The organism is Rathayibacter sp. Leaf185 (assembly GCF_001423885.1).
GTDB lineage: Bacteria > Actinomycetota > Actinomycetes > Actinomycetales > Microbacteriaceae > Rathayibacter.
The window spans coordinates 1,063,800-1,081,282 of the sequence record NZ_LMPP01000001.1 but is presented as its reverse complement, the minus strand read 5'-3'; the positions used below and the strand labels follow the sequence as shown (position 1 = coordinate 1,081,282).

Genomic DNA, 17,483 nt, shown 5'->3' with positions numbered 1-17,483 from the left:
GATGAGCAGATGAGCGAGGATCTCGGACCCGCGGCCGAGCTGTTCAAAGTCCTCTCCTCCGCGTCGCGGCTGCGCCTGCTGCGGACGCTGGCCGAGGAGCGGTCGACGGTCGGACACCTCGCCGAGAGGACCGGGCTCTCGCAGCCGCTCGTCTCCCAGCACCTGCGCACACTGCGTGCCGCCGGCCTCGTCGCCGTCGACCGGATCGGTCGAGAGGCGTACTACTCCGTCGCCGACACTCACGTCACGCACATCGTCGACGACGCTGTGCGCCACGCTCTCGAGGACTGAGCCCCCGGCCGCGATCATGATCATCGGTCTCAATAATAGAGACGTATTGCAATTGATTTATGCGTGTGGTCGACTGGCTGCAGACGCGGACTCCGGTTCCGGCGTCGTCCAGACATCACGAGAGGCAGCGCCATGAGCACCACCGACATCCACGCCGAGCACGCCGTCACCGAGCACCAGCACGGTGACGACTGCGGCCATCAGGCCGTCCCGCACGGCGACCACGTCGACTACGTGCACGGCACCCATCACCACGCGCTGCACGACGATCACTACGACGAGCACGAGTCGCAGGCCGAGCACACGGTCACCGACCACGCGCACGGCGCCGACTGCGGCCACGAGAGCGTGGGTCACGACGACCACGTCGACTTCGTCCACGACGGTCACAAGCACGCCGAGCACGCCGGCCACTACGACGAGCACTGAGCGGCCCACTCCACGAGCACTGAGCGGCCCGCTCCGCGAGCACCGAGGGGCGCCGTCCTTCGAGACGGCGCCCTCTCTGCGCGCTGGGTCAGCCCTGGCGGGCCTTGAAGCGCGGGTTCAGCTTGTTGATCACGAAGACGCGACCGCGGCGTCGGACGACCTGCGACCCGGGCATCGCCTTCATCGACTTCAACGAGTTCCGTACTTTCACGGGATCTCCTCCTACTGTTGAGAATGGTTCTCGATAGAGTAGCTCGTCATGGAGCCCTTCTCGACGCCGCATCGCGTCCCCGTCCTCGCCGTCACGCTCGTCAGCGCCACGGACGGCGGTGACGGCGCCTCGATCGCTGCAGCGCTCGCCGGTCGCGCGGTGCAGAACACGGACTGGGTCTTCGCACGCCCTGAAGCCGACAGCGCGGCGTTCGCCGGTGAGCTGTTCGATGAACTCGCCCGCCGGGCGGACGACGGCGAGACCGGCGTCGTCGTCCTCGCCCTGGACCCCGCCGCGGATCCGTGGGAGGTGGGCCTCGTCCTCGAGCGCCTCTGCGAGCAGCGTCACCCGGCGGACACCCGCATCGGCATTCTCGAGGTCGTCGCGGTCACCTCCCTCGCCGAGGTGGCACGCGTTCTTCTCGGGCGGCCGGCTGCGACCACCTCGACGAGCGCCGAGGTCGACTTCGACGCGGCGGAGAGACTGGCGGGCCGGCTCGAATTCACGGACGTCATCGTCCTGACCGACGCGGACAGTGGAGCGGTCGACGGCGAGGCGACGGATCTGCTGCGAGCGATGGCGCCGTCGGCAGAGATCCTCGCGCCCTCCGATCTCGAGAGGCGCCGGTGCCGTCCTGCTCGCCTGAGTCCGGGCCACGCGCACCGGCTGGCGTCGAGCCTCGGATGGCAGCGCGTGCTCACCGGGAACGCGTCCGTTCGGGACGGTGACCCGGGGCGGGTGCGCAGTCACCTGTTCCGCGATCCTCTTCCCTTCCACCCCGGACGCTTGAACGACGCGATCGTCACGGAGCTCGTTCCCGCGCGAGTCGGACGCATCCTGCGCTCACGGGGGCTCGTCCGCCTGGCCACCCGTCCCGACCGCGTCGGGTCGTGGTCGATCGCCGGCGACATCGTCGCACTGGACCCGACGAGCATGCGCTCCTGGGACCCCGACGCCCCCATCGGTCAAGAGCTCGCCTTCTTCGGCACCGACCTCGACCGCGACGAGCTCACGCGGGTCCTCGACCGCTGCCTCCTCACCCCGGAGGAGCTGCTCGCCGGCCCCCGGGCCTGGGCGCGGTTCCCCGATCCGTTTCCCCGTTGGGAGAACGAGCACCACCAGTGACGCGGCGGGGCGGGCCGACGGGTCGAGATCCGCGGGCTGCTCGAGGGTCCGGCCGTGTCGGTGCGCTACGCGTGGTGGCGCTGGCGGTGCACCAGGGTCAGGCCGGCGCCCGCGGGGAGCAGGAACGCGAAGGGTGCGACGTCGGCGCGTCGATCACCTGACCGGGTGACGTGCAGGGTGCGGCTATCCGCAGGCCGCTCCGGGTCGTTGCGGAGGACGTCCGTCGCCGGGGGAACTGGTTCCTTCGAGGGGCACAGGCTCGGCAGAGGGGCACAGGCTCGGCGGCGGGGCAGGATGGGCGGATGCGGAGGGCGACGGCGGTGGCGGGCGCGGCGGGGCTGCTCCTCCTGCTGGGCGGCTGTGCGGAGCCGGCGCCGTGCACGGCGATCGGCTGGAGCACCTCGCTGACGATCGCGATCGACGGGCCGGGGCGCGCCTCCGTCGCCGATGTGCGGATCTGCGCGGGCGGAGTGTGTTCGCGGCCGGGAGACCTCGCCTCCGACGGCTCGCGCTCGTTCCCGGTGCTGCGGAGCGACGACGACCGCTGGGTGTTCGACCTCGGCACCGCGGCGCCCGACCCGATCGCCGTGACGCTGATCGATCAGCAGGGCGAGGTTCTGCTCACGCGCGAGCAGCTGATCGACTGGCGGCTGATCGATGAGCCGAACGGGCCGGGCTGCGGGTGGCGGGCCGAGTCGAAGGAGCTGTCGATCCGGGCTCCGGAGCCGCGGGGCTCGGTGTTCGGGTCGCGCTGAGCGTCGGCCTCCGAGTCTCGATGAGCGTCGGCGTCCGGGTCTCGCCGGGGTGCCGCGCAGAGGGGCAGGCGGCGCGCCACACGGGCGCGACCGGCTGCTAGGGTCGCGCCCGACGCGCTCCTGCCCGGGGAGAAGCGCTAGTTGAAGGCGAGACCATGCCCGTGACGCTCCCAGAACCGCGAACGATCGACCCCGCCTCCGTGCCCGTGCTGCGCTGGGGCGTGATCGGCACCGGCATCGCCGAGCAGTTCGTGTCCGCCCTGCACGTCCGTTCGACGCAGCGCGCCGTCGCGGTGACCGCCCGCGACGTCGAGAAGACGCGCGAGTTCGCCGAGCGGCACGGCATCCCGACGGTCCACGACTCGATCGAGGCGCTCGTGAACGACCCGGGCGTCGACGTCGTCTACATCTCGACTCCCCACACCCTGCACCGCGCCCAGGCACTCGCGGCGATCGCGGCGGGCAAGCACGTGCTGATCGAGAAGCCCATCGCGATGTCGGCGGCGGAGGCGCGTGAGATCACCGAGGCGGGTCGCGCGGCCGGGGTCCTCGTGATGGAGGCGATGTGGTCGCGCTACCTGCCGCAGGCCGACATCATCCGCCAGGTCGTCGAGAGCGGGGTGCTGGGCGAGCTGCGTCTCGTGCGCGCCGACTTCGGCTTCACGATCCCGTTCGACCCCGAGCACCGGCTCTGGAAGGCCTCGCTCGGCGGCGGCGCCCTGCTCGACGCGGGCGTCTACCCGATCTCGTTCGCCTCCTCCGTGATCGGCGCCCCCTCCCGCGTGCACGCCTCGGGCGCGACGCACCCCGAGACCGGAGTCGACTCGCGGGCCGACCTGCTGCTCAGCACCGACGGCGGGCCGCAGGCGCTGCTGTCGACCTCGCTCGAGACGTCGCTGCCGGTCGAGGCGATGATCCTCGGCTCCGAGGGGCGGCTCGAGGTGCACAGCCCCTTCTTCGGACCGAGCGGGCTGACGCTCACGCTCGGCAGCCTGAGCACCTCGCAGGAGTCGGACACCTGGATCGACGACGGGCCGTGGCCGTACGGCAACCTCGCGTTCCAGGCGACGGCGTTCGCGTCGTACGTGGCGCAGGGACTGCTCGAGTCGCCGGTGCACCCGCACCACGAGGTGGTGTCGGTGATGGCGACCATCGACGAGGCGCGGCGGCAGATCGCGGGGGCCGGTGCCCAGGTGCAGCACACCGTGGCGTTCTCGCTCATGCATGAGGCGGGGTCGGAGGCGGAGGCGGAGTTCCTGGCGCACGCGCGGCGGGTGCTCACGGCGATCCCCGGAGTGACGGACTTCACCGTGAACCGGCAGGTGAGCGCGAAGAGCACCCTGGACTGGCAGTTCTCGATGGTGTTCGCCGACCGTGCGGCGTTCGCTGCGTACGACGCGCACCCGGATCACGTGGAGTTCGTGCAGTCGCGCTGGGTTCCCGAGGTGGCGGAGTTCCAGGAGAACGACTTCGAGGTGCTGCCGGGCTGATCCGGCACGCGTCTCCGGCTCGCAGAAGCCCGTTCGGCTCGCAGAAACCGGTTCGGCTCGCAGAATCGCGCGGTTTCTGCGAGCCGAACGCGGTTTCACGAGCCGGGGGTCCACCCGGCCGCCGCGCGTGAGGGATCCGGGTCGCAGAACGCGCCGATCCCTGCGAGCCTGGGGCGACTCCGCCCCCGACCCCGAAGGCCCCGCGATGCGCATCCTCACCTGCCTGCACACCATGGAGGTCGGCGGCAGCCAGATCAACGGCATCGAGCTGGCCGGCCGGATGGCGTCGCTCGGGCACGAGGCCGTCGTCTACGGTCCGCGCGGCGATCTGACGCCGCTCGTCGCCGAGCTCGGGCTCGACTGGGAGGAGGCGCCCGAGAAGGGGCCGCACGTCTCCGTCCGCAGCATGGCGCGTTTGCACCGCATCGTGCGCGAGCGCGGCATCGACCTGATCCACGCCTACGAGTGGGCGCCGACGATGGACGCGGCGTTCGGGCCGTACCTCGTCGACGGGGCGCCGGTGGTGACCACGGTGCTCTCGCCCGAGGTGCCCGACTTCGTGCCGACCGTGTTCCCCCTGGTGGTCGGAGTCGTCGAGCTGCTCGAGGAGGAGCGCGCGCGACGGAGCGAGCTGCACCTGATCGAGCCGCCCGTCGACACCGATCTGAACGCGCCGGTGGCCGACGTCGCGGCGCTGCGCGACCGTTTCGACGTGCTGCCCGACGAGATCGCGGTGGTGACGGTCGCGCGGCTCGTCGCCGACCTCAAGCGCGAGGGGATCCTGGCCGCGATCGAGGCGGTCGGGCGGATCGGCGACGAGCACCGCCTCCGTCTGGTGATCGTCGGCGACGGAGCCGTGCGGGACGAGCTGCAGGCCGCGGCCGACCGGGTGAACGCCGGGCGTGCTCGGCCGCTCGTGACGCTGACCGGGCAGATGCTCGACCCGCGCGACGCCTACGCCGCGGCCGACATCGTGCTCGGCATGGGCAGCAGCGCGCTGCGGGGGATGGCGTTCGCGAAGCCGCTCGTCGTGCAGGGCGAGCGCGCGTTCTGGCGGCTGCTGACTCCGGAGTCGCTCCCCTTCTTCCTGGAGGGCGGCTGGTACTCGCGCGGCGACGGGGTCGACGGCGCGGGGCGGCTGGCGGGGATCCTCGGTCCGCTCGCGGGCGACGCGCAGCTGCGGCGGAGGCTCGGCGAGCTCGGCCGCGAGGTGGTCGTCGAGCGGTTCAGCCTCGCGGCGGCGGCGCGGACCCAGGCGGCGATCTACGAGGAGGTGGCGGCGGTGCGGGCGCCGCTGCCCGCGCGGGTGCGGGCCCTCGCGCGGCCGGCGCTGCGGTACGCGGCGTACCGGGCGTACCTGCTGCGGGCGCGGGTGCGGCGGCTGGTGCGGCGCTGACGCCGGGAAGGGTGTCCGCGCGCGCTGGCCGCCGAGCGCGTCGTCCGGCGCGGCTGCGTGGGAGTGCGCTGGGAGGTGTCGCAGACGCGGGCGGGATAGTCAACGCCCTGCTCCAACCGACTCGTGTCGATTTACAGTCCTCGTACCCGGAGAGAACCCGGGGGATCGAGGGAGTGGAGATGTCGAGAGAAGACGTGACGCCGGGGCGCTTCGCCCGCTTCGTGAAGTGGGTGCCGCGGGCCGACGGCTGGGAGCCGGAGTACCTCCGCGGGCGCGTTCTCGCGAAGAACGACGGCGAGTGGATCGTCGAGGTGCTGGGCGAGGAGAAGCACGTCGAGAAGGCCGTCTGGAGCGTCTACCGCTGACGCAGCCTCAGCGGTGCTGCGCCGCGCGCTGCACACCGACGACGGTGATGCTCAGCGTGCTCGAGGTGCCCTGCGCGCCGGTCGGCGCCGACTCCGGCAGCCGCAGCGTCAGCCGGAGGTGATCGGTCGCTCCGATCGCGAGAGCGGGCGAGCCGGGCAGCCCGATCCGCGCGGTGGCGGGGCGATCGGAGGCGACGACCGTCACGGTCCCGCCGCAGGTCGCGCCGTCGGCCGACCAGGGCTGCGAGCAGCGGTCGAGCGCGAGCTGCACCCCGTCCGACAGGCTGACCCCCGCCGACGACTCGAGCTGCAGCGCCGACATCGCCACCGTGCCGGCGTTGCTGAGGTCGAGGAGCCGCCGGGCGGTCCCGCCGGGGAGGAGCCCGGTCACGGGAACGGCGACGTTCGTGACTCCGGTCGCGTCGAACTCGGCGATGACGACTCCGGAGCCGACGCCCGCGCCCGCGCTGGCGCGATCGGTGAAGACGGCCGCGGCCCCGCCCAGCGCGCCGAGCAGCAGTGCAGAGACGGCAGTGATCGTGAGCGCGAGACGGGCACTGTGCCGAGCGGCGGACGGAATGCGGGCCGCGCGGGCCCGATGACGGGCGTGGAGGCGCGAGGTGCGCTGCGGCACCTCCGTCGCCCGGTGCGCGCCGGCGGTCACGAGCGGGCCTCCGTCGGCCGACGCCAGATCGCGACGAGGACGGCGCCGACGACGCTCGCGCCGCCGACCGCGAAGAGCACGAACCGCGCCTCGGGCCGCGAGAGCGCGATGCTCGGCCAGCCCAGCAGGGGCACGATGCTCTGCTCGCGCCAGATGCGCTGATCGGCGATCGTCACGATCCACGGGTCGGCGGCGGGGTTGTTGTCGCCCTTCGTGGTGAGCGCGAGCTCTCCGGGTTCGCGGCCGCGCAGCTCGGCCGCCTCGGCCTCGGGGTAGACGAAGGTGACGCGGTGGATCACGCGGCGCTCCGGCACATCCGGATCGGTGAAGACGACGACGTCGCCCGCGCGGATCTCGGAGGGAGCGACGGGAAGGGTGATCGCGAGCGAGCCGACGGGCATGCCGGGCGCCATCGAGTTCGAGAGCACGGGGACGAGGCGCACGAGGCCGAGGGCCGAGAGGACGAAGACGCCGATGCCGACGACGGCGAGGAGGCCGACCGCGATGCCGAGGACGGCGCGGAGGAGCTTCATGCGTGCTCCTCCTCGTCGCGTCGTCGTCGGCCGGCCGCGACGATCAGCGCGCCGGTGCCGAGCGCGATCAGGCCACCGAGGAGGGCGGCTCCGACGTCGCGACCGGTGACGGCCAGACCTCCGGGGAGCGTCAGGCCGCCGGGAAGCGCCGGACCGCCGGGGAGCAGGACGTCGCCGGGGACCGGGACCCCGCCGCCCGCGATCGGCCCGTTCCCGGTGTCGACCGGAGCGTCGGCCTCGGTCACGACGACGCGCAGCCCCGCATCCGTGTCCTCGAGCGCGTTGCCGGCCGAGGCCGGGAAGGCCACCCGCACCCGCACCCCGATCGTGGTCCCGCTGGCGACGGGCCGAGACCCCTCGAGGCGGCCGAGGACGGCGGCCGGTCCCGCGCCGAGCGGGACGGTGTCGTCGGGGCAGTCGTAGCGCTCGATGTCGCGGCCGTCGGCGAGGCGCCGGTCGACGACGGTGAAGGCCGACGGGCAGAGGTCGACGACCAGCTGGAGCCCGTCGCGGGGGTCGGTGGCGAGGTCGTCGGGTCCGTCGACGACGAAGGCCACCGAGAGGTCGTGCGGCGAGGTGCCGATGTTGGTCACCTCGGCCGCCCACTCGGCGGTGTCGCCGGGGGCGAGTCCCGACAGCGCGGCCGGGGCGCTGAGCTCGCGGACGTCGATGACGCGCTGCGGCGCGGCGCTCGCCGCCGGCCCGAGCAGGACGGGGACCGGCGCGACGAGGACCGCCGCGAGGGCGGTGCCGATCGCGCGTGCGTGGTGCATGGGGCTCCGGGGAGTGCAGGAGGTTCCCGCCCCGCCCAGGCGGGGGCAGGACGGGAAGAGGGACCCGCTCCGCCCGGGGGGACGGACGGAGCGGGAGCGGGCTACTTCTGGATGCCGGCGCGCTGGATGGCGGCGGCGGTGAAGGTGATCGTCGCCGAGGCGTTCTCGTAGTCGTTGTCGGCCGCGGTGGGCAGCACGAGCTCGATCAGAGTGTTCAGCGTCACGTCACCGGCGTCCGAGGGGAAGGTCCCGGTCGCGGTGGGGGTGATGCCGAAGCTGGCGGGCGTGAAGTCGACGGCGTTCGCGACTCCGCCGATCGTCGACAGCTTGCCGGTGCCGGTGACGGTGGTGGTGCCGGCGCAGTCGTAGGGGCCGGCCGGGGCGGTCGTCGTGGTCCACGCGACGGAGCAGGTGAGCAGGCGGTAGGTGAGCCCGTCGGTGCCCGTGACGAGCGACTCGCCCGGTCCGGTGAGGGCCGGGTCGTCGGTGCCGACCGACTGCGCGGTCACGTCCTGGTAGAAGCGCACCGTCGAGACGAGGTTGCCGTCGTTGGTCGCGTTCGGCAGCGTGAGGTTCAGCGGGCGCTGGACCGTGTCGCCGGGTGCGATGTCGGTGACGACGAAGTCTCCGGTCACGGTGATGTCGGTCTGGCCGGCGTCGACGGTGCCGACCGCGGTTCCGGAGTCGGTGAAGACGGCGAAGGCGCCGGCGCCGGCGAGGGCGCCCGCGGCCAGGAGGACACCGCCCGTGAGGGCGATCTTCTTCCAGGGGGTGCGGCGCTTCGGGGCGGATTCGGGTGCTGTGATGGTCATGAGACCGTTCCTCTCTGGTGGGTGCCCGGGTCGGGCGTGGTCTTCCCGGCACGGGCGTGTGCGGGTCGAGTGCGGGGCGGGAGGCGCATCAGCAGCCCCTCGCGGTGGTGACGGCCGGCTGCGTGGCCGCCGTCGAGGCGGCCGAGGCGACGCCGAGCCAGCGCTGCAGATCGGGTCGCACCCGCCACTGGTAGCTGCGGCCCTCGCCGAGCCGGTCGTCGGTGAAGCTCGTGGCCGCCGCGCTGGGAGTCGCCACCACGGTCCACGCGGTCGCCCCGGTGAGACGCCGCTCGAGCACGTAGCCCGTGGTGCCGGGCACGGCGGCCCAGGTCACGAGGGTGCTCGGGCGGTTCGCCGTGCAGCCGGCGACCGGGGTGGCCACGGCGGAGGAGCGGGTCCAGGTGCCGAGCCCGATCGTGCCGCCGGTCGTGTCGGTGTCGTGGAAGCCGCGGCGGGTGAGCGGGGCGGGGTCGACGAACACCGTGATGGTGCTGCTCGCCGTGAGCGCTCCGTCGGTCACGGTGTAGGCGACCGGGAACGAGCCGGTGACCGCGCCGGGGGTGTAGCTGCAGGTCGCTCCCGCGCAGGTGAAGGCTCCGCTGCTGACCGTGCCGACGGAGGAGAGCGTGAGCGTCGCGCCCGCGTCCTCGTCGGTGTCGTTCGCGAGCGGCGTGACGGTGACGGAGGAGCCTCCGGCCGTGGCGACCGCGCGGTCGGGCCGGGCGACGGGCGCGTGGTTCACGGCGGTCACGGTGACCGTGACGCGCACGTTCCAGGTGCCGTAGGTGCCCGACAGCGCGTAGTCGAAGACGTCGGTGCCGACGTGGGCGGCGATGGGCCGGTAGGTGCACTGGCCCCGGGTGGCGCCGCTGTCGACGCAGGTGACCGACCCCATGACCGGGGTGGCGGGGGCGGGCGACGCCGCGCCTCCGATGACCTTGGGGGTCGCCGAGAGCTGCGCCCGCGAGAACGTCGAGCCGGTGGCCGCTGCGCCGTCGTTGGCGAGCACGTCGATCACGACCGAGCCGCCCTGCACCACCGTGGCCGAGTCGGCCTGCGGGTCGGGGATCACCGAGATGCTCACCGAGGCGGTGCGGGCGAGCGCGCCGCCCGTCGGCGGTGTGCCGGTGGCGGTCGCGGTGTTCGAGATCGTGCCCGCGGTGACGTCGGCCGCGGTGGTCGTGTAGGTGGCGGTCGCGGTGACGACCTGGCCCGGAGCGAGCCGGCCGGCCGTGCCCGGCCAGGTGAAGGCGAGCGCCGAGAGGCCGCTCTTGGGGTCGGTGATGCCGACGCTGGTGAGCGTGGTGTTGCCCGTGTTCGTCGCGCGGAACGTGTAGGTCACGACGGTGCCGGCGGCGCTGATGAAGGCCGGGTTCGCCGTCTTGGTGAACGCGAGATCGTTGGCGCGGTTCAGGGTGGTGGTGCGGGTGGCTGTGGCGGTGACGTTCGCGCCGGTGGGCGGCTTGCCCGTCACCGTCGCCGTGTTGACGACCGAGCCGGCGTCGACGTCGGCCTGGGTGAGCGTGTACGTCGCGGAGGCGGTGACCGACTGCCCGAGGCCGAGCTCGCCGGTCGCGCCCGGCCAGGTGCCGTAGACGACGGTGACCTTCGGGTCGGTGATCGCGACTCCGGTGAGCGGCACGTTGCCCGTGTTGGCGGCGGTGAAGGTGTACGCGATGGTCGAGCCGACCGTGGAGCCCGAGAGCATGCCGTTCTTGGTGAGGCTGATCGCGGGGGCGTAGCGGATGGGAGTGTTGACGGACGAGGTCGCCGTGACCGTGGTGGGAGTGGTCGCGAGGGTGCGTCCGCTGACCGTCGCGGTGTTGGTGAGCGAGGCGCCGCTGTTGATGTCGGCCTGCGTGACCGTGTACGGCGCGGAGGTGAAGGTGGCGGTCGCTCCGGGGGCGATGGTCGCGGTCGTCGGCGTGATGCCCGAGACCTTCGGGTCGGAGACGGCGACGTTCTGCAGGCTCACGTTGCCGCTGTTGCGGGCGGCGAAGCTGTAGGTGATGGTCTCGCCGGCGTCCGCGAGCGTGTTGGCGTTGGTGTCGGCGAGGGCGCCGGTCTTGGTGAGGGCGATCGCGGGGGCGGGCGTGGCGATCGGGGCGGTGACGGTGGCGGTCTTGCTGGTGACAGCGACCGTGGCCTGGCCGGGTGTCGTCTTCGTCGCCGAGGCCGTGGCCGTGTTGACGAGGGTGCCCGCCAGCGCCTCGGCGGGCGTGACGGTGTGCGTGCCGGTGCAGGTGACGGTCGCGAGAGGCGCGAGCTGCGTCGTCGGGCAGGTGACCGTCGGGACCTTCGGGTCCGAGACCGCGACTCCGCTGAGCGTGCCGTTGACCGAGCCGTTGGTGACGACGAACTGGTAGGGGATGACCGAGCCCTCGGTGTAGGCCGCGGGCTGCGTCGTGGTGCGGTCGATCTGCTTGACCAGCGTGACGTCGTCGAGGTTGGTGATGGAGGAGACCGACACGTTGCGGATCAGGTGCGTGTCGCTCGAGCCGCCGGTCGAGGCGGTGAAGCCGAGCTTGAAGGTGGGCGGCGCGTTCGTCGCCATCGTGAACTGCATCACCTGGGTCAGGCTCGCGGCGGGCAGCCCCGCCGAGCTGCCGTAGTACACGGTCACGACGGGCTTGGCGTCGGGCGAGATCGTGACGCGGATGGTGCGGCCGACGTCCGTGCCCGGCGTGCCGGTGCTGGCGAGGTTGAGGGTGGGGCGGAGGGAGATCGCGCTGCTGCGCGCGATGTAGCAGTAGTTGGCCGTCCCCTGCCCGGGGCCGCGAGCGACGATGCGGTTCTGCACCCGGGCGCCCGTCGCGGAGTTGGTGGGACAGCCGGCGCCCAGCCCGCCGTCGTCGAACGAGAAGTTGCCGTACACGTCGAGGCCGATGCCGAGGTAGCCGCCGTTGACGCCGGGGACCGCTGTCGACTGCCCGTAGCCGAGCGACCCTCCGGGGGCACCCGCGGCGGTCAGGCTGCGCGACCCGTCGGTGAGGAAGAAGCCGATGCCGTCGGCGCCCTGCAGCCCGAGGAGCGCCTGGTACTGGTACTGGTCGAACTGCACGTCGAGCCCGCCGGTCGCCGGGATCGGCCGGTTGAAGACGGCGCCGCCCTTCGCGTTGTTGCGGGTGTCGGTCAGCTGGAGGAACCCTGTCGCGAAGTCGGCGCGAGGAGCCTGCTCGCGGTTGGCGCAGACTCCGAGGTTCGACGCCCCGCTCGGCGGAGCCGCGGTGGCGCGGGTGATGCAGGCGCTGTCGAGCGCCTGCCAGGCCGGATCGGGCACGCTCGTACCGCCGAAGCTCTCCTGGAGGAGCACCGTCGCGGCCTCGGCCCTCGTCGCCGGCAGCACGACCAGGACGGCCGCGAGCAGCGCGAGAACGAGGGTCAGCGCGACGGAGCGGCGCTCGGTGCGCGGGGTGCGTCGGTGGCGCCCGAGCGCGCGCACTTCCGACATGACGTGTTCTCCCAGACTCCGCTGGGCCGGATCGTCCCGGTCGAGCAGCCATCAAGATACGGTTCTGCCCGGGATGAAATGTCCCCCTAAGTGGGCACGTGGAGGACCAATCCGATGACGCCCATTCGGGTGGCATCCAGAGCTGGTGCGGCGAGTGCTCACGGAGCATTCAGCTTCAGCGGGTGCGTGCAGAGACGGAGTCGTGGCCTCCCGCCGTCTCGGAGGCGCCGGAGACCGTGAAGATCCGCACAGATCCGGGCCGCGGGGCTCGTGGGCGGGGAACTCGCGGCTGAGCTGAGGGCGTCTGCGCATCGGGCCGGGCGCGACCGTGGGCGCCGGTCTGTTGCCGCGCGTGCTGGCGGAGAATGCCGCCGACCTGACGCGCGCGTGCTCCCTTCGGGTCCGTTTCTGCGCCCGTAGCGGTGCTGAGTTGCCCGAGAAGGCTCGTTCTCGAGCCCTCCGGCGAGCCTTTTCGGGCAACTGAATGTTCGGAGGCCGTGACAGCATGCCGGGATGAAGCTTCTGATCCTCGGTGGCACCGCCTGGCTCGGCCGGCAGCTCGCGACGGAGGCGCTCGCCCGCGGCCACGAAGTCACCTGCGTCGCCCGCGGCACGGACGTGCCCGAGGGCGCGCGCCTGATCCGCGCCGACCGCGACCACGACGACGCTCTGTCCTTCGTGGCTGCCGAGCAGTGGGACGCCGTGATCGACGTCGCCCGGCAGCCCGGCCACGTGCGCCGGTCGGTGCGCGACCTGGGGGAGGCGGGCCGGTACCTCTTCGTCTCGACCGGCAACGTCTACGCGTCGCAGGCCACGATCGGTGCGGACGAGGACGCCGAGCTGCTGCCGGCGCTCGCCGCCGACTCGTTTACTGATCCCGAGGACTACGGAGCCGCCAAGGTCGCCTGCGAGCAGGCCGTGCTCGCCGAGTTCGGCCCGTCACGATCGCTCCTCGCCCGGGCCGGCCTGCTCGGCGGCCCCGGCGACCCGACCAGACGCACCTCGTACTGGCCGTGGCGCTTCGCCCACCCCGCGGTGGAGGGAGCCGTCCTCGTGCCGGACGCCCCTTCGCTGCCGACCGCCGTCCTCGATGTGCGCGACCTGGCGGCCTGGCTGGTGCAGTGCGCATCACTGGGCACCGCGGGCGTCTTCAACGCTGCCGGAGTGACGATGCCGCTGCCCGCTCACCTCGCGGCCGCCGCGCTCGGCTCCACCGCCGTGCCCGTCCTCGCTTCGGAGCAGTGGCTCCGCGACCACGACGTGAACGAGTGGGCCGGCCCCCGCTCCCTGCCCCTCTGGCTGGCCGACCCCTCCTGGTACGGCATGAACGCCCGCTTGACCACCCGCGCCGAGGCCGCCGGCCTCACCCGCCGCCCCCTCGCCGACACCCTCCGCGACACGCTGGCCGCCGGCCACCCCGGCGGCGCCGGCCTCAGCGACCCCGACGAGCGCGAGCTCCTCTCCGCCCTCGGCAGCCCCTAACTCCTGGCGGAGAAGCCCGAGCCCTCGTCGCAGAAGGACGGGCGAGAGCCGGCCAGCTTTGCCTTGTGGAGAGCGCGGGCGCGACTCGCAGAGGAGGCGCCCGCCTTGATTTAAGCCCGCCCTCAAGCCTGTTGGTCGAGTAGCCGCCGAAGGCGGCGTATCGAGACCCACCTTCCTACGAACGCCGGCCCGCCTTAGTTCCGACCCATCTCGACGGCGCCGCAAACAGCCAAGGAAACCGCATCTTGTCCAGTACCCGGATCAGTACAACAGGCCCAGCAATACCGACCGCAACCCCCACGACGATATAAACAGCGACCGACGTCACCCCCAGCGCATCAAGCACAATTCGCGACCCCGAGGCAAATAAAATATGCCCGAGAAATATCTCCAGACTCCGCCGCCCTAACAAGCTGGCGAACGCCGCTACCGGCGAGGCATATCGCGCGATAAGCCACGCCACCGCGAGTACGAACACGATCCCCGCACACGTCGCCACCACCCCGACCGCCACCGACCCACCGGTCCGCACCTCCCCACCAGTCGTCGGAGGCGTCCCACCCCACACGTTCCCGGCAACGTAGATCCCGCCGCCGACCACCAGCGCAAGCACCACCCACGTAGCCCGCACGCGCCCAGCCCATGCCGCAAACGCCCCCGCCCCCACCAGCGCTCCGACAACGAAGAACGGCAGAATCCCGTACCCCTGTGTCCCCGCAACCGGCCCGTTAAGCCCCCACGATGCGAGCCCGACCACCAACGAGACCCCCACCGCCAGCCCCGCGCGCACCCCCGACCGCCACGGCCCGACAATCGCGATGAACGGCAGCACCACAGTGAGCAGTGGCAGATACCAGAGCTGCCCCTCCGGATACCAGAACCACAGCACCTCCACGAGCGCCTTCGGCGAGTTCACGAACGACGACGTCACTACCTTGACCAGCGACTGCAATATCTGCCAGACGACGTACAAGTAGAGGAATTGAATGACGCGCGCGCGCACGTAGGCCGAAACGCCCGCCTTCTCCACCGATTGCCGAATGAAGAGCCCCGTCAGAAACGCGAAAACTGCGAGGTGCACGGAGTATAGAAGCCGATCCGCGAGCTGCGCCGACGTGCTGAACGAATCGATGATCTGCGACGAGGCCAATCCGCGCAGGACATGTCCGGCGACGATAGCCGTGATGGCGAGACCGCGGGCGATATCGATCGTCTGGTCTCGCTCTGCACGCATCAGGACGCCTCTTCCGCCGGGACCGCGGCTCGGGCTTCGAACGTAGCAAGAAGGACCACCGGGAGCGCTCCCAGACCGGTCAGGCGTCGGAGGTTCGCGGTCAGAGACTCACCCGATGAGATGTCTCGAGGGCGGGTAGCAAGTGTGCTGGCGGGACCGCGCGGATCGACCTGATCACGGTGGGAGGGCGGCGATGAGGGGACGTTCGGGCCGCTGTTTCTGCTCGGTGAGACTTCACGGTTGGACTCGGTCAGCTGGGGGCGAGCTTGAAGTCGGAGACCGACTCGAGCAGTTCTCCAGACTTGACGTAGGGGTTCTCGGCGTCTCCGAGTAGCTCGATGACGATCGCGTCGCCGTGCTGTTCGATGACTCGGAACTGGTCACCGGCGCGCAGCTCGGGTGCGGTATCGCCTTCTGCGTCCTGGAAAACGGTATAGACATGCCCTGACAGCGGCGCGGGCTTGACTATACGCTTCACCGTTTGAGTAGCTTCGTGGAGACCCTTCTTGATCGTTGGGCCCGCGGCGGTTCCAATGATCGTTCCGACTGCAACGCTTCCGGCGACGACGTAAATCGCGAGCTTGACGGGGCCGTCGGTGGCTTTTGCGAGGCTGACCAGCCGCTGGTAGTTGCCGAGGTTGCCCACGCTGCCCATACGTTCCCCTGTCGATCGCGAGTTCGCGTGAGCGTAGCAGGCGGCCCACGGCGTCACGGCCTCGCATGGAGTTCCGGCCTCGGGGAGTTACTTCGTCGTCTGCGGTCGAGGTTGCGAACGGTCGAACTCAAGCCAATGTGGATGATTGCTCGAGACTCCCAGACCGTGCCTAGGTCTCCAGCCCAAAGAACTTGCCGTGAGAGCGGACCGTTCGGCGTTGCAGCAGTTCATGGCGTGCTTCCTGAACGAGGTGTAAAAGATCGGGAGTGAGTCCCGGGATCCACTGTGGTAGTAGGCGGTCGGTCGCCTCAATGAGCGCCTCGGGGGATGGGTCGGTTCGTGCGATGCGGTCGAGCTTGTCGAGTTCTTTGTGGGCGGCGGGCGCTGCGGGGAACAGTAGTGACGCAACCTCGCTGGGTACGAGTTCTAGGACGCCTCCGCCGAAGCTCCGCCCGTCTGTCTCGACGGAGAGCAACGTGAGTGAGTTGTGGAATGACGCGGCGACGTCGTTCGCGGTCAGGGTTGAAGTGGGAAGCATGTGGCCGCGGTAGATCGTGTCGGTTGTGACCACGCCGGCTTGGTTGACGATGACGCGAGGGAAGAGGTTTGAGCGTTTCGACATGAGTAGCTGGCCGGGCTGAACGACTGGAACGCGGTACCACGGGGTACGGACGCGGCATTTGAATCGTTCGTGCAGCTCGGCCGTTTCTCCGGTTGCGATGTAACTGCCGGCGCGGCTGTATTGCGTGGGGACGGGCTTGTCGGCGGCGAAGTGAAGCATCCAGGCCGCGGCAGTGGTGTCGGCGAGCTCGAGATGCTCTTCCTTGCTGTAGGTCAGTCCTGGCGCATAGCGCGTACGGGGGAGCAGCGGAAGGGCCCACTGGCTGAGGTCGTTCTCCTCGACCGTGGCGGTGTCGACGCAGAAGTATTCGTTGGCTCCTGTCACCGTCGACACGCTGAACCTGACTTCAGATCCGAGTCGCGTGATGCCTTCCAGGCGTGCGCACTCGGTCAGCGCGGACTCTTGTTCGGGGTTCAGTAAGTAGGACGTCCAGGTCTTCGCGGCAGGCGATACCTCGTGACGCCACTGGTGGGTGCCTCCGTTGTGGTCGAAGAATCGCACTGTTTTGCTCGCGTCCTGCGCGGAGTCGGCCTTCCGGCCGGTGAGGACGAGCACCTCCTGCAGCACGGCGGGGAAGGAGCCTGGTTTGAAGAGGTCGATGGTGAGGTCGCGGGTGGTCGCGAGAAGCCAGGCTCGAACGCGGCCGGCGGAAACGCCCGTGAGGAACTCGGTGGGCAGGATCATCGAGAACACACCGCCTGCTGCGAGTCGCTCGACCGCGAGGAGGAAGACCGGGATCCAGAGGTTGGAGACAGCTGAGCCGGTGATGCCGAGCTGATTGCCGATGGCCAGCGCACGTTGCTTGTCTTCAAGAGACACGAACTGGAACCGCACGTAGGGCGGATTGCCCAGCGCAAGGTCGAATGTTCCGGATCGACCCTGGTTCCATTCGAGGACGTTTGCAATGTGCACCGCACCAGGAATCCCGGACCGGGAGAGAGCTTCCATCGCCTTCTGCGCCTCGGACTCGAAGATCTCTACCGCCTCGACGTGAGCGACCGCCCGCCCCAGGTCAGTTCGATCCAGCCCGCGGATGAAGGCGCCATCACCAGCCGATGGCTCAAGTACCCTGACGTGTTGCTTGCCGCGGAGCAACTCGGATGAGCGGCCCAGGCACAGATCCACAAGAACGTCGGGTGAGTAGAACCCGCCACGTAGCTTCTCGGCGCTGACAACGTCGCGTGTTCTCATGGTC

At 70.9% G+C, this 17,483-nt stretch carries 17 protein-coding genes; 8 read left to right on the top strand and 9 right to left on the bottom strand.

What is annotated here, in order from left to right:
- Positions 1–9: 9 nt before the first annotated feature.
- Entirely contained in the window at positions 10–291 is a 282-nt protein-coding gene (locus tag ASG06_RS05115) for an ArsR/SmtB family transcription factor (protein ID WP_056039381.1), read from the top strand.
- A 132-nt stretch (positions 292–423) separates the two neighbouring features.
- On the top strand, positions 424–720 hold the full coding sequence (locus tag ASG06_RS20450) for a hypothetical protein (RefSeq protein ID WP_056039378.1): 297 nt from the start codon (positions 424–426) through the stop codon (positions 718–720).
- Between the two features lie 88 nt (positions 721–808).
- Here ASG06_RS20450 and ykgO read toward each other — a convergent pair whose 3' ends face one another.
- Positions 809–931, bottom strand: coding sequence for a type B 50S ribosomal protein L36 (ykgO, locus tag ASG06_RS05105; protein WP_056039375.1), 123 nt, complete (start codon positions 929–931; stop codon positions 809–811).
- Between the two features lie 48 nt (positions 932–979).
- Between ykgO and ASG06_RS05100 the strand changes: the two genes are divergently transcribed.
- The 5 genes from ASG06_RS05100 to ASG06_RS19850 all read left to right on the top strand — a co-directional run bounded on the left by ASG06_RS05100 (position 980) and on the right by ASG06_RS19850 (position 6,062).
- A complete protein-coding gene (locus ASG06_RS05100; protein WP_056039372.1) occupies positions 980–2,056 on the top strand; it encodes a GTP-binding protein in 1,077 nt (358 codons plus the stop codon).
- Positions 2,057–2,358: 302 nt separating this feature from the next.
- Positions 2,359–2,811, top strand: coding sequence for a hypothetical protein (locus tag ASG06_RS05095; RefSeq protein ID WP_056039369.1), 453 nt, complete (start codon positions 2,359–2,361; stop codon positions 2,809–2,811).
- A 155-nt stretch (positions 2,812–2,966) separates the two neighbouring features.
- Positions 2,967–4,301 (top strand): Gfo/Idh/MocA family oxidoreductase, encoded by a 1,335-nt coding sequence (locus tag ASG06_RS05090; RefSeq protein ID WP_082498953.1) that lies wholly within the window; start codon positions 2,967–2,969, stop codon positions 4,299–4,301.
- 205 nt (positions 4,302–4,506) lie between these two features.
- Positions 4,507–5,697, top strand: a complete 1,191-nt coding sequence (locus ASG06_RS05085; protein WP_056039366.1) for a glycosyltransferase family 4 protein — start codon at positions 4,507–4,509, stop codon at positions 5,695–5,697.
- 179 nt (positions 5,698–5,876) lie between these two features.
- Positions 5,877–6,062, top strand: coding sequence for a hypothetical protein (locus tag ASG06_RS19850; protein WP_156465863.1), 186 nt, complete (start codon positions 5,877–5,879; stop codon positions 6,060–6,062).
- A gap of 7 nt (positions 6,063–6,069) precedes the next feature.
- Here ASG06_RS19850 and ASG06_RS05080 read toward each other — a convergent pair whose 3' ends face one another.
- The 5 genes from ASG06_RS05080 to ASG06_RS05060 all read right to left on the bottom strand — a co-directional run bounded on the left by ASG06_RS05080 (position 6,070) and on the right by ASG06_RS05060 (position 12,295).
- Positions 6,070–6,726, bottom strand: a complete 657-nt coding sequence (locus ASG06_RS05080) for a hypothetical protein (RefSeq protein WP_056039362.1) — start codon at positions 6,724–6,726, stop codon at positions 6,070–6,072.
- Complete coding sequence (locus ASG06_RS05075; protein ID WP_056039358.1) at positions 6,723–7,259, bottom strand: signal peptidase I; 537 nt, start codon at positions 7,257–7,259, stop codon at positions 6,723–6,725. Before ASG06_RS05075 ends, ASG06_RS05080 begins: the two co-directional genes overlap by 4 nt.
- The gene (locus ASG06_RS05070; RefSeq protein WP_056039355.1) at positions 7,256–8,032 is read right to left on the bottom strand and encodes a hypothetical protein; all 777 of its coding nucleotides are present in this window, start codon (positions 8,030–8,032) and stop codon (positions 7,256–7,258) included. The genes ASG06_RS05075 and ASG06_RS05070 overlap by 4 nt, the downstream gene beginning before the upstream one ends.
- A gap of 101 nt (positions 8,033–8,133) precedes the next feature.
- A complete protein-coding gene (locus ASG06_RS05065; RefSeq protein WP_056039353.1) occupies positions 8,134–8,844 on the bottom strand; it encodes a TasA family protein in 711 nt (236 codons plus the stop codon).
- Positions 8,845–8,932: 88 nt separating this feature from the next.
- A complete protein-coding gene (locus tag ASG06_RS05060; RefSeq protein ID WP_056039350.1) occupies positions 8,933–12,295 on the bottom strand; it encodes a DUF7507 domain-containing protein in 3,363 nt (1,120 codons plus the stop codon).
- Between the two features lie 513 nt (positions 12,296–12,808).
- Here ASG06_RS05060 and ASG06_RS05055 point away from each other — a divergent pair.
- Positions 12,809–13,777, top strand: a complete 969-nt coding sequence (locus ASG06_RS05055; protein WP_056039346.1) for an NAD-dependent epimerase/dehydratase family protein — start codon at positions 12,809–12,811, stop codon at positions 13,775–13,777.
- Positions 13,778–13,952: 175 nt separating this feature from the next.
- Here ASG06_RS05055 and ASG06_RS05050 read toward each other — a convergent pair whose 3' ends face one another.
- From ASG06_RS05050 to ASG06_RS05040, 3 genes are all read right to left on the bottom strand, one after another.
- On the bottom strand, positions 13,953–15,011 hold the full coding sequence (locus ASG06_RS05050; RefSeq protein WP_056039343.1) for an acyltransferase family protein: 1,059 nt from the start codon (positions 15,009–15,011) through the stop codon (positions 13,953–13,955).
- 250 nt (positions 15,012–15,261) lie between these two features.
- Positions 15,262–15,657, bottom strand: a complete 396-nt coding sequence (locus ASG06_RS05045) for a hypothetical protein (RefSeq protein WP_156465862.1) — start codon at positions 15,655–15,657, stop codon at positions 15,262–15,264.
- A 178-nt stretch (positions 15,658–15,835) separates the two neighbouring features.
- The gene (locus ASG06_RS05040) at positions 15,836–17,479 is read right to left on the bottom strand and encodes an Eco57I restriction-modification methylase domain-containing protein (protein WP_056040515.1); all 1,644 of its coding nucleotides are present in this window, start codon (positions 17,477–17,479) and stop codon (positions 15,836–15,838) included.
- Between the last annotated feature and the right edge of the window lie 4 nt (positions 17,480–17,483).